Origin of the sequence: Bacillus nitratireducens (assembly GCF_036320425.1) — a bacterium.
Lineage (GTDB): Bacteria > Bacillota > Bacilli > Bacillales > Bacillaceae_G > Bacillus_A > Bacillus_A nitratireducens.
Genome location: NZ_JAUMJO010000002.1, coordinates 617,695 through 630,020 on the forward strand (window position 1 = coordinate 617,695; position 12,326 = coordinate 630,020).

Sequence of the window (12,326 nt, forward strand, 5' to 3'; positions counted from 1 at the left end):
TTTTAGTAACTATATTATTTAGTGTATGAAGATAATAAACTCGTTTAAAGGTGACCCTGTACAAAAAATATCATAAAAAATCCCGATTGGTTAGATCTAATAATCAGCTAGAAATGGAGAAGATTCTTGCTGTTGGAAAATTTATTTTATTCTACAGAATTTCTTTTCTTAATCCATTGATTCGGGAGAGGAAAAGATACATTTCCTAGGATGACAGCATTTTTTGCACCTGTAGCACTTGGGACGTTACTTGCGTTACCATGGTAGGATTCATTTGCCAGAAGAGCAAATGCTACCGCTTCTTTAGCTTCTGAGGAGTATCCTAACTCTTCTTGGGTATAAACTTGAATTGATTCCCCAAGTAGTGATTGAATCATGTTGAGTAAAGTTTTATTATAGCTGCCACCACCTCCAACAATGACTTCGTCGATTTTAACTTGTGGAAAGATGAATTTACAATAGTTCGCTACAATGGATTTTGCTGTGAACATTGTTATAGTTGCTAATATATCGTGGCTGGAAAGCGAATTAAACTTATTTAATAGTATGTCAACATACTGCTTACCAAACAATTCTCTACCTGTTGTTTTGGGAGGAGGGCTCATAATATAAGGGTGATTTATACAGTATGATAAGAGCTGTTCGTTTATTTTTCCTTTTTTAGCTAAATTACCACCTTCATCGTACTCTACGCTAAACAATTGGCGACATACTTCATCGATAATCATATTCCCGGGCCCTGTATCAAAGGCATACAGTTCATTAAGTGAGGCTTGCTTAGGCAAAACAGTTACATTTCCAATACCACCTATGTTTTGTAACAATTTGCCCTTTGTTTCACTTCGATAAAGAACATATTCGGTATAAGGTACCAGAGGAGCACCCTGTCCACCTGCTGCTATGTCCATGGTACGAAAGTTAGAAATTACGGTTGTATTTGTTTCATAAGCAATTACCGAGGGTTCACCAATCTGTAGCGTTGAGGGCACCCAGTTTTGTTCTTGTATAGGCTGATGGTAAATAGTTTGTCCATGGGATCCTATAAGATCCAACTGTTCTAAAGGTAGTCTAGCTTTCTTACAAACTTTCTTTACAGCATCTGCAAATAAATTTCCAAGCTTAAAGTTTAAACTACAAATTAGTTGCACGTTGGAGGTATCTACAGACAGAGACTGTATAATTTCTTCTTCAACATCTTTTGGAAAAGGGTATGTAATGAACTCAATTATGTCTATTTCCGTTCTTACACCGCTATTATTCACACGTACAAGCGCAGCGTCAATACCATCTAATGATGTTCCAGACATTAACCCAACAATGTACATTATCATTACACCTACTTTACATAGATTTTTAAGTTTCTTGTTAAGTTACTTTTATTCAATAGCGTGAATTCCTTTCTAATCTGTATAGTTTATACTTTTTGTAAACGTTAACAATTATGTATTATACTAGCTAATATTCTAGTTGTATATACAGTTTTGAAATTTCATTTTAATTTCACTAAAAATAATTGAAATTTATTTTTAGTGGTGTTATAGTCGTATCAACGAAAGCGATTAGATTACGAATGGCAGAGGGATGGTGTATATGATAGAACATTTAACAACGGAATGTCGCAATGAAAAGACTATGTTTTTAGATGAAATGAAAACGCTTAACTTACTGGAGGTGATGAATGAAGAAGACATAAAAGTTGCTTACTGTGTTCAAAAGGAACTTCCTCAAATTGCAAAGGCTGTAGAGATGATTGTTGCAGCAATGAAACAAGGCGGTAGATTAATCTATATAGGTGCTGGAACAAGTGGACGGATTGGATTGTTGGATGCTGTAGAATGTCCACCAACGTTTAATACTGATCCTAGTAAAGTAATAGGCCTAATCGCAGGTGGAGAAGGTGCATTTATTAAGGCGGTTGAAGGGGCAGAAGATAGTTTTACATTAAGCCTTAAAGATTTAAAGGAAATTCAATTAACTAGCAAGGATGTTGTAGTAGGTATTGCTGCAAGTGGGCGTACTCCTTATGTTATTGCAGGCTTAAATTATGCAAATCAAATTGGGGCAGGCACAGTTTCAATAAGTTGTAATAAAGAGTCAGAGATTGGAAAAATTGCTACAGTTGCTATTGAAGTTGTAAATGGACCTGAGGTACTGACGGGATCCACTCGCTTAAAAGCTGGAACGGCTCAAAAATTAGTATGTAATATGCTCTCAACAGCTTCAATGGTTGGAATTGGAAAAGTTTATGGGAACTTAATGGTAGATTTACAGTTAACAAATGAAAAGCTAGTTGAGCGTGCAAAACGTATTATTATGGATGCCACTGAATGCAGTTACAAAGTGGCAGAAGAATACTTAGTAAAGGCAAATAATCAGCCTAAAATTGCTATTATCATGATTTTGACAAATGTTTCTTATGAAGAAGCGGTAGAACGCTTAAAAGTAGCAGAAGGATTTATAAGAAAAGCGATTTAAAATGTATTAAATAAAAAAGAAATAATAGGGGGAATAAAGATGAAGGTATTATTCGTATGTTCTGGTGGAATGTCAAGTGCAATAATTGTAAGCGCTTTAAAAAAGGAAGGTACAAAACAAGGAATAGATTTAGAGGTATCGGCAGTTGGTACTCAAGAATTTGATTTAGAAGTACGTAACGGTTGGGATGTTGCAATGGTAGCTCCACAAGTAAAACATCGTTTTGATAGTTTTAAAAACTCTGCAGATGAAGCAGGTGTGCCATGTCAAGTAATCCCACCTCAAGCATACAGTCCTCTGGGTGGCCCTACTCTATTAAAGTTAGTAAACGAACTAGTAAAGTAATAGTCTAACAAATAGGTTTAACCATTAAATGGCTAAAGGGGAAAGTGAAAATGGATAAAATTGTAAATTTTTTAGAAAATAATCTTTCAACACCCATGGCTAAACTGTCTGAGCAAAAACATTTACGTGCAATACGTGACGGGGTAGTTTCTGCTCTACCATTTATCATCTTCGGGAGCTTATTTCTTATCATTGCGTTCCCACCGGTAGCAGCAGATTCCGCAATAGGGGAATGGGCAGCAAAACATGTCGCAGATATTTTAATACCCTATCGATTAACGATGTTTATTATGACACTATATATTACCTTTGGAATAGGTTATAGCTTGTCTCAAAGTTATAAGTTAGATCCTCTATCAGGAGGTTTACTATCGGTAGCTGCATTCTTGTTTACAATAGGTGTAAAAATGATAGAGGGTGTAGGTTTTGTGTTGCCAATGTCAAATCTTGGCGGGCATGGACTATTTGTAGGGATGATTGTTTCCATATTTGCGGTTGAAACTTTACGTCTATGTAAGTCCAAAAATTTTACAATAAAAATGCCAGAGTCCGTTCCAGATTCTGTAGCCCGTTCATTTGAAGCATTAATACCAGTTACAATTGTATTGGTTATCATGACAATAATTACAGTAGTCTTTGGTATTGATCTACATTCACTTGTTGATAAAGCTGTTGCACCACTTATTAAAGCGGGAGATACATTACCGGGCGTATTAATTCCTGTTTTTTTAATAACATTCTTCTGGTCATTCGGTATTCATGGGGTATCAGTTGTAGGTGCTGTTGCTCGTCCAGTTTGGGAGGTTTACTTAGCTAATAACTCAGCAGCAGTTGCAGCTGGGAAGGCAATTCCGCACATAGCTCCTGAAACGTTCTTCCAATGGTTTATTTGGATTGGTGGTTCTGGTGCAACATTAGGGTTAGTAATTGCTATGTTATTAACAGCAAAATCTAGTTATAGTAAGACGATGGCAAGAGCAACAATTGTTCCTAGTATATTTAACATCAATGAACCCGTTATTTTTGGAATGCCAATTGTACTAAATCCAATCTTAATTATTCCTTTTGTTATAACACCATTAATTGGTGCGACACTTGCGTACTTTGCGACGTCAATGGGATTAGTTAATCCAACGTATGTAATGGTTCCATGGACATTGCCAGCCCCAATAGGTGCTTACCTTTCGACAGGCGGTGATTGGAGAGCAATTATTCTTGTATTAGTTAATATTGCAATCTCAGTTACTATTTATTTACCATTCTTTAAAATGTATGATAAAAAGCTTTTAGCACAAGAAAATCCAACAGAAACAACAGAAACAACAGAAACAACAGAAGAAACAAGCGCGGTCTTATAAAAATATATGAAAGGGAGCTTGGGACTAATGGCTTCAAGCTCCTTTTAATATGAAAAAGAAAAGGGGGATAAAAATGAATTCAACATCCAAAATTCACTTTTTTAGTTACAAGAGTGCATTTTTACTTTTTAGTTTTATTCTTGTTTTTAATCTTATCTTTAATCCTTTAATGAATGTAGGTGGAATAGATAAACAATTGTCACTGTACCTAGGTAATACCTTTGCCTTCAGTGCAGGATTAACTGTTATTATTACTTTGGTTGAAGGTAAGTTTAAAAACAAGAAACAAGCGTTAATTTTGTTCTTGTCTTTAATAGTAGTGAGTGCACTAATTTGTTACCCTATTGTCTACGCGTAAAGTAAAAAAGTTCGTTATCTAAAATGAGGTGTTAGTGAAATGGAAAAGCAAAAAGGAATAAAAATTGCTACAATTGGTGGCGGATCTAGTTACACGCCAGAATTAATTGAAGGTTTCATTAAACGTTATGATGAGTTACCAGTTAGGGAAATTTGGTTAGTTGATATTGAGGAAGGAAGAGAAAAACTTGAAATTGTAGGTGCCTTAGCACGAAGAATGGTTGAAAAAGCGGGAGTTCCAATGGAAATCCATTTAACATTAGACCGTCGTCAAGCTTTACAGAGTGCTGATTTTGTGACAACACAAATGAGAGTGGGCTTACTAGATGCCCGAGTTAAAGATGAACGTATTCCTTTGCAGCTAGGATTAATTGGCCAGGAAACAAATGGTGCAGGTGGGCTATTTAAAGCACTACGAACAATTCCCGTTCTTTTAGAAATCGCAGAAGAAATGCAAGAACTTTGCCCGAATGCATGGTTAATTAACTTTACAAATCCTGCTGGAATGGTAACGGAAGCTCTTCTTCGTTACAGCAAGCATAAAAAAGTTATTGGTGTATGTAATGTGCCATTTAATATGCATATGTCTATTTCGAAAATGTTAGATGTGGAGCTGGAGAGAGTACATATTGATTTTGCTGGATTAAACCACATGGTATTTGGGACACATGTGTATGTTGATGATCAGGAAGTGACAGAGAAAGTGCTTGATATACTAGGGAATCCAGAAATCCAGATGACAATGAAGAATATTGCACCTCTTCCTTGGAATCCAAGATTTTTGAAATCATTAGGTGTGGTGCCTTGTCCATATCATCGTTATTATTACAAAACAAAGAATATTTTAGAAGAAGAATTAGAAGCATTTAAATCGGGGAAAACTCGTGCTGAAATTGTCAAAAAGCTAGAGGAAGATCTATTTGATTTATACAAAGATGAAAAACTTGACATTAAACCTCCGCAATTAGAAAAAAGAGGTGGTGCGTATTATAGTGACGCAGCGTGTAATGTTATTTCTTCTATTTATAATGATAAAAAAGACATTCAAGTATTAAATGTCCAGAATAAAGGATCCATTACTGAAATCGATTATGATTCAGCTGTTGAAGTTAGTTGTATTGTAACAAAAAATGGACCAGTTCCTATAACAATGGGAAAATTACCAGTTCAAGTTCAAGGGTTAATTCAACAAATCAAATCATTTGAAAGAGTAGGTGCTGAGGCAGCTGTAACTGGTTCTTATGATAAGGCCTTATTAGCTTTAACAATTAACCCACTTATTCCAAGTGATGATTTAGCAGAAGCTGTATTACAGAAACTATTAAAAGCGCATCAAGAGTATTTACCGCTATTTTTTAGATGATTAGAATAATAACAAATGTAATAGTAAGGACGAATTGAAATCTGATATTCTCTGAAACATTGATTCTTTTAGAGAATGCCGTGTCTATAATTTATTAAGATTAGGAGTGTCATGATATGTCAACAGAAATCAATAATAATGAAATGGAAATTTTTGAAATTATTTCTCACGGTGGAAATGCGAGAGGACTAGCTTATGAAGCATTAACAGCTGCAGAAGAATTTAACTTTGAAAGAGCGGAAGAACTTATTAACCAAGCTGGGGAAGAACTTAGCTTGGCTCATAGAACACAAACAAAGTTAATTCAAGCTGAATTGAATGGAGTTCAAAGTGAAAAAACATTGTTAATGATTCATGCTCAAGATCACTTAATGACAGCGATAAGTGAACAAAAGCTCATTGAACATATGATTCGCATTATAAAAAAACTAGCACTGCAGCAATAATGGGGAATGTAGAAAGGTAAAGGTGATTTAAAAATGAAAAAATTAGGTATTTCAATTTACCCAGAACATTCAACCATAGCACAGGATAAAGAGTATATTGCACTGGCGCAAAAATATGGGTTCAAAAAAATCTTTACTTGCCTGCTTTCGGTAGAAGGTGATAAAGAAAAAATTATGAAAGAATTTAAAGAAATAATTGAATTTGCAAATCAATTAGATATGGAAGTAATGGTCGATATTTCTCCTCGGGTATTTGGGGATTTAGATATTTCCTATGCTGATTTATCATTCTTTGCTGATTTAGGAGCGTATGGAGTCCGTCTGGATATGGGGTTTACAGGAAATGAAGAGTCTATCATGACATATAATCCTTATAATTTAAAAATTGAAATTAATATGAGTAATGCAACGAATTATTTAGATAATATTATTGCTTATAAGCCTAATAAAGAGAACTTAGTAGGTTCACATAACTTCTATCCTCATCGTTATGCAGGATTAAGTTATGATCATTTTTTAAAGTGTTGCGAAAAATTTAAATTTCATAATATTCAGACATCTGCATTTGTTAGTTCGCACGTAGCAACTTACGGACCTTGGCCAGTAACGGAAGGCTTATGTACACTTGAAATGCATCGTGAATTACCAATAGTAACGCAAGCGAAACATTTATTTGCAACCGAATTAATCGATGATGTGATTATTGCTAACGCATATGCATCAGAGGCAGAATTAGAAGCGCTTAGTAATTTAAACAGTGAGCTGTTTACGTTTAATATAGAACTATATGACACGATTACAGAGTTAGAAAAAAAGATTGTGCTAGAAGAACCTCATTTCTATCGTGGAGACGTTTCAGAATATCTTATTCGCTCGACTCAATCACGTGTAAAATATAAACGAGAAGAATTTGAACCAACGTATACCCCTAATATTAGAAGGGGAGATATTTTAATTGAAAATAAGCTATACGGACAATATAAAGGCGAATTGCAAATTGCATTGAAAGAAATGGAGAATTCAGGTAAAACAAATGTGGTTGGCAGGATAATTGAGGAAGAAATTTTTCTTCTTGATTACTTAAATCCTTGGGAGAAATTCCAATTTTTAATGAAGTGATTTTATCGAAAAAAAATCTCAAACGAGGGGGAAGGAAGGAACAGGACATTCCTTCCTTTTTTGTCTATTCCACTATTCGAGGATAGGAATGCTCTCACCTCAAAATTTAGTGGAAGCGAAGATGTTAGGTAGGAGGTAAACTACCCATAAAAGCTCGTTTGGTTAGGTGGAATAATCAATGGGGGATGAAGAAAACACCCACTGATTGAAGTTTTACTTTATGAATGAGGAGGAATCTATATGAATTATATTATCGGAGTAGACGGTGGGGGCACTAAAACTGAAGCGGTGGCTTATGATTTAACTGGTGAAAAAATAAGTGAAGGTAAAGCAGGATGCGGAAACTTACTTTTAGATGAAAAGCAAGCTCTTATTAACATTATTGATGCTATTGAACAATGTTTAGCTCTTTTAAAAAATGAAGAATGCCAGTATATATGCTTAGGGTTAGCGGGGTATGGAGGGGTTAAAAATACAAAAGGTATAACGGATGCTCTTTCTGAGGCGTTTAATATTCCATTTATGATTGTAAATGATGGAATTATTGCACATGCCGCTTTACTAAAGGGGAAAAATGGTATCTTAACAATTTCAGGGACAGGATCTGTTAGTATTGGAGTTCAAAATGGTATTGAAAAATCGGCAGGTGGCTGGGGACATATTCTTGGTGATGAAGGAAGTGGTTATTGGATTGCTATGCAGGTTTTTATGAAAATGAGGCAAGAAGAAGATGAGGGATTAAATTATAGTGACCTAACTCAGTTGATACTAACAAAACTTGGTTATCAGAGTGTGCTTGAGTTGAAAAAATTTATTTATTCCGCAACTAAGGCGGAGATTGCTTCTTTTGTTCCGATAATTGTTCAACAAGCAAAAGCAGGTGATGATTTTGCAAAGAATATTCTCGAACAAGCAGGCTGTCACCTTGCCAAGATTACGCTTGATGTTTGTAAAAAATTAAATTTTGACAACAATGTTACAATTGCTATTAAGGGGAGTGTGCTAACTAATATACAGACTGTACAAACTTCCTTTATTGAAAAAATTAAACAAGAAAAACCGGAAGTACAATTTATTTTAGAAGATGTATCATCTACATTAGGTTGTTATTACTTAGCTTTGAAATATATGAGCTAGTTAAAAGGCAAAGGGGCAATTCAATATGCATATAGTGAATGTATTATTAAAAATTGAAAGTTTATTATATCAATTACCAAAATCTGAAAGAAAAGTAGCGCAATATATTTTAAATAATCCACAAGAAGTTATTAGAATGACTATACATGAATTAGCTGCTCATGCTAATGCGAGTAGCTCTGCGGTCACTAGGCTTTGTCGCTCTATTGAAATTTCTAGTTTTTCAGAGCTAAAGGTATCTTTATCATCGCATCTCTCATACCCAGAGAAGAAAGGTTTTTATGACATTGAACCAAATGAAACAATAACGGCTATTAAAGAAAAAATAGTTTCCAACTCTGTACAAGCGATACAAGAAACAGCACTTTATTTAGATGAAGTTGTTCTCAATCAAATAATTGAAGATATGAGAAATGCAGATGTTATTTATGTTTATGGATTAGGAGCTTCATGGCTTGTTGCGGAAGATATTACTCATAAATGGTTACGTTTAGGAAAGATTGTAAGTGCATATCAGGATGCACATATTATGGCTACTGCACTTGCTGCATCAACAAAAAATTGTGTGTTTTTTAGTATATCGAATAGTGGAGAAACTGAAGAAGTACTGCGACTTGTTGATATTGCTAAAGCATCTGGTATTCAAACAATTGGATTGTCTCGATTTGGGAATAACAGATTAACAAATAAAGTTGATATGTCTTTACATCATGTTCGTGCACCAGAGGCTCAATTTCGTAGTGCAGCAACAAGTTCATTATTTGCCCAATTTCTGACTATTGACATAATCTTCTATGCGTATGCATCAAGATATTATGATGAAAATATTAAAGAAATTGAACGTTCAAGAGAATCTGTATTAAAGTTCATAGGAAAAAAAACGACTGATTAAAGTTTCACTTTATATAAATTTCTTTTGCTGTTGTATATCTTATACGAAAGGGGAAATATACGAACAGGATACATAACGAGGAGGAAGAGAAATGAAATCTACAGATCAATTTCAGACGTACGAAGTTCCTTGGGCAGAATTTATTGAAGCATTGCGGGGAGAAATGAAGAAACAAGTAGGAGCGGATATTATAGACACAGTAGTTTGTAATTTAGAAGATGGTTTTGAAGTGTATACATATGTGCAAGGAGATTTGGATTTTGAGTATACAGAAGCTCTTGAACGAAAATACGGGAGTGACGGAAAAATCCCTAATTTGTTAACAGTTATGCTAGTAGCTAGCATTTATAATACGCCGGAAGAGAATATACGTTTACATGCAGATCAGAAGGAAAATCCGATTGTTGAAGTATATGTGAAGAAATAAAGAGTGCGCTAATTATAGCGTACTCTTTATTTCTTGTATTGAAAAGAAAATCAAACTTTAGTGGTGGAATTTATAGCGGGAAAAGTATGAAAGCTATGTGTTATTTCAGATATATAATAAGGAAAAAACTCGAAATAAAATATGGGAGTAGTTCATTTTTATTTACATAATATACTCGTTGTGAACTGTTGTCCTAAAATACAAGTCATATATCTTGTTTCCTCTCATAAATTTAAACATAGGAATTTGTCTACAAAGGTGGCGAAGCCTCATCATGAAAATTCGAATTTGTGCCACGTTCATGCTGTTTCTATTTATATGTTTACCTTTTTCAGTTTTTGCAAAAGGAGAGGAGGCAAAGGAAAGGGTCGTTTCACTTGTATATGATGATTCGGGCAGCATGAGAAATAACGATCGCTGGAAGTATGCCAATTACGCCTTGCAAAGTTTAGTTGCGCTATTAGATGAGAAAGATAAATTTTCTTACGTTCCAATGAGCAAGCCGAATGCTCCATTAAACATTTCATTAACAAAGGATCAAAGGCAAACAGAAATTGAGGGGATTGGGGCGTGGAAAACATATTTAAATACTCCATTTAGCGCAGTAGAAACGGCGATGCAATCTATAAAAAAGGAAGCAGATATAGATGGGAAACGTGAATTTTGGCTTATTGTATTAACTGACGGGGCATTTAATGATTTGGAGAAAGATAAGATTGGCGGAAAAGAACAAATTACACAGAAATTAGCAGAGTTTAAGAAAGAAATGGATTCGAAAAAGATCTCTTTACATCCAGTCTTAATCACGATGGAAGAGGATTTAGGGCAGCAAGAAAAGGCACAACTAAATACGTTTAAAGAAATATGGAAGAAAGAGATAAATGGAGTTACGATGCCATCTAGTGGAGAGGATGGTATTGTAAAAAGCGTCAATCAAGTGGCAGCATTAGTTGCAAATCGTGATCCGTTCTCCTCGGTTGAAACAATTGTCAAAACGAAAATAGTAGGGAAAAAAATAGAAATTACAACGCCGTTCCCATTAAAGCGTATGACGCTTGTACGACAATCATCGTCTTTGTCTAATTATAAAGTTATGCAAATTTCTAAACCGTTACAAGTGCAGTCTTCATTTTCCATACATGCACCAGGAGAAGCTAAATTATTCGGAAATATAGTACATGTAAGTACAGCGAATCAGGAAGTGATTAAGCCAGGAACATATACGATAGAAGTGGATCAAGATATTGAGAAAGAAGGGTTACAAGTACTTGTTGAACCAGCGCTTAATTATACTGTTTCTACTTATGACAAAGATGATAAAGATAGAAAAAATGTTGAGAAAATGTACGAAGGAGTAACGGCTGTTATTGAAGCAAAACCTACGGAGCTACCAATTCAAATTTCTTATTTTGAAGCAGAAGTAGAAATAGACGGAAAGCAGTATCCGATGAAGTGGGATGATAAAAGACATGTGTTTTATTATGAGACAAAAGTTGGCAAAGAGTTAGTACGCGGAAAAGTTCATATGAACATAAAGGGATTTTATAGGCAGACGAAAGAATTCAAAATTGATACATCCATAAAACCGAAATTAACACTTCAAACTGTTACAAAAGGTTACGAAGAAAAGGTAACGAATTTGGAAAATAGTAAACCATTTATTTTACAGCCGCAGTTAGATGGTAAACCGATGACAGAAGAGGCTGTAAAGAAACTATTAAAATCTACTGGTGTCACATCCAATCAATCAATCAACTATGAAGTAAAACAACATGATAATCAAATTTACGTTTATCCTCGACCTTATTACTCCGACACATTCAATTTTACAGATACAGGCACCGTAGAAGCTACCATCACGATTAATGATTCAAAATTACAAGAAGTAAAGGAAAAGATTGTACTTCACATAGAAAATGCACCATTTTTTGAGAAATATGCGCTCATTTTTAAATTTGTAATTCCTATCACTTTATTACTTTTAGTAGTAGGAATTATTATCTTAGGATGGATTGTTCGTCCGAGATTTCACCGAAAAGCATTATTATATTATGAATGGGATCAAGAGGTAGCGAAAGATTGGCTTTATCAATCCGAACCAGAGTTACTTAAAAATAAATGGTGGAAGCACTATTTTGGTATTCCATTCCGAGCAGAAAGAAAAACGGTGCAATCTGTAACATTAATAGCGAAAAAAGGATCGAAATCTATATTTGTAGCGAAAGAGTCACAAGTAGTTGGGATGATTATTGATGGAATGTTTATAACAGAGGATGAGGTTGGAATGGAACATAAGACACTATATCCAAATGAACTTTTAGTAATTGATAGAGGATACGGTAAAGAGATTTACAGGTACGAGTGTGAATAGGAGATAGGGAAAAGAGGGGGATTTTAGCTTTCTCCC

12 protein-coding genes are annotated in these 12,326 nt (G+C 34.7%); 11 read left to right on the forward strand and 1 reads right to left on the reverse strand.

Features of this window, described 5'->3' with window-relative positions:
• Window positions 1–146: 146 nt before the first annotated feature.
• Window positions 147–1,325 (reverse strand): anhydro-N-acetylmuramic acid kinase AnmK, encoded by a 1,179-nt coding sequence (gene anmK, locus Q3V31_RS09495; RefSeq protein WP_090813931.1) that lies wholly within the window; start codon window positions 1,323–1,325, stop codon window positions 147–149.
• Window positions 1,326–1,590: 265 nt separating this feature from the next.
• Here anmK and murQ point away from each other — a divergent pair, with 265 nt between their 5' ends.
• The 11 genes from murQ to Q3V31_RS09550 all read left to right on the forward strand — a co-directional run bounded on the left by murQ (window position 1,591) and on the right by Q3V31_RS09550 (window position 12,290).
• Window positions 1,591–2,475 carry an N-acetylmuramic acid 6-phosphate etherase gene (murQ, locus tag Q3V31_RS09500; protein WP_090813932.1) on the forward strand — a complete coding sequence of 295 codons (885 nt, stop codon included), beginning with the start codon at window positions 1,591–1,593 and terminating at the stop codon, window positions 2,473–2,475.
• 39 nt (window positions 2,476–2,514) lie between these two features.
• A complete protein-coding gene (locus Q3V31_RS09505; RefSeq protein ID WP_090813933.1) occupies window positions 2,515–2,820 on the forward strand; it encodes a PTS sugar transporter subunit IIB in 306 nt (101 codons plus the stop codon).
• 50 nt (window positions 2,821–2,870) lie between these two features.
• Entirely contained in the window at window positions 2,871–4,178 is a 1,308-nt protein-coding gene (locus Q3V31_RS09510) for a PTS sugar transporter subunit IIC (RefSeq protein WP_329764891.1), read from the forward strand.
• 73 nt (window positions 4,179–4,251) lie between these two features.
• A complete protein-coding gene (locus Q3V31_RS09515; RefSeq protein ID WP_001089442.1) occupies window positions 4,252–4,536 on the forward strand; it encodes a hypothetical protein in 285 nt (94 codons plus the stop codon).
• 39 nt (window positions 4,537–4,575) lie between these two features.
• On the forward strand, window positions 4,576–5,898 hold the full coding sequence (locus Q3V31_RS09520) for a 6-phospho-beta-glucosidase (protein WP_329764893.1): 1,323 nt from the start codon (window positions 4,576–4,578) through the stop codon (window positions 5,896–5,898).
• A gap of 116 nt (window positions 5,899–6,014) precedes the next feature.
• A complete protein-coding gene (locus tag Q3V31_RS09525) occupies window positions 6,015–6,344 on the forward strand; it encodes a PTS lactose/cellobiose transporter subunit IIA (RefSeq protein ID WP_090813936.1) in 330 nt (109 codons plus the stop codon).
• Between the two features lie 33 nt (window positions 6,345–6,377).
• Entirely contained in the window at window positions 6,378–7,463 is a 1,086-nt protein-coding gene (locus Q3V31_RS09530) for a DUF871 domain-containing protein (RefSeq protein WP_329764896.1), read from the forward strand.
• 240 nt (window positions 7,464–7,703) lie between these two features.
• Window positions 7,704–8,600, forward strand: coding sequence for a BadF/BadG/BcrA/BcrD ATPase family protein (locus tag Q3V31_RS09535; RefSeq protein ID WP_090813938.1), 897 nt, complete (start codon window positions 7,704–7,706; stop codon window positions 8,598–8,600).
• A gap of 25 nt (window positions 8,601–8,625) precedes the next feature.
• Window positions 8,626–9,492, forward strand: coding sequence for a MurR/RpiR family transcriptional regulator (locus Q3V31_RS09540; RefSeq protein ID WP_090813939.1), 867 nt, complete (start codon window positions 8,626–8,628; stop codon window positions 9,490–9,492).
• A 91-nt stretch (window positions 9,493–9,583) separates the two neighbouring features.
• Window positions 9,584–9,919 (forward strand): hypothetical protein, encoded by a 336-nt coding sequence (locus tag Q3V31_RS09545; protein WP_097872309.1) that lies wholly within the window; start codon window positions 9,584–9,586, stop codon window positions 9,917–9,919.
• Between the two features lie 274 nt (window positions 9,920–10,193).
• The gene (locus Q3V31_RS09550) at window positions 10,194–12,290 is read left to right on the forward strand and encodes a vWA domain-containing protein (protein WP_329764900.1); all 2,097 of its coding nucleotides are present in this window, start codon (window positions 10,194–10,196) and stop codon (window positions 12,288–12,290) included.
• Window positions 12,291–12,326: the final 36 nt, after the last annotated feature.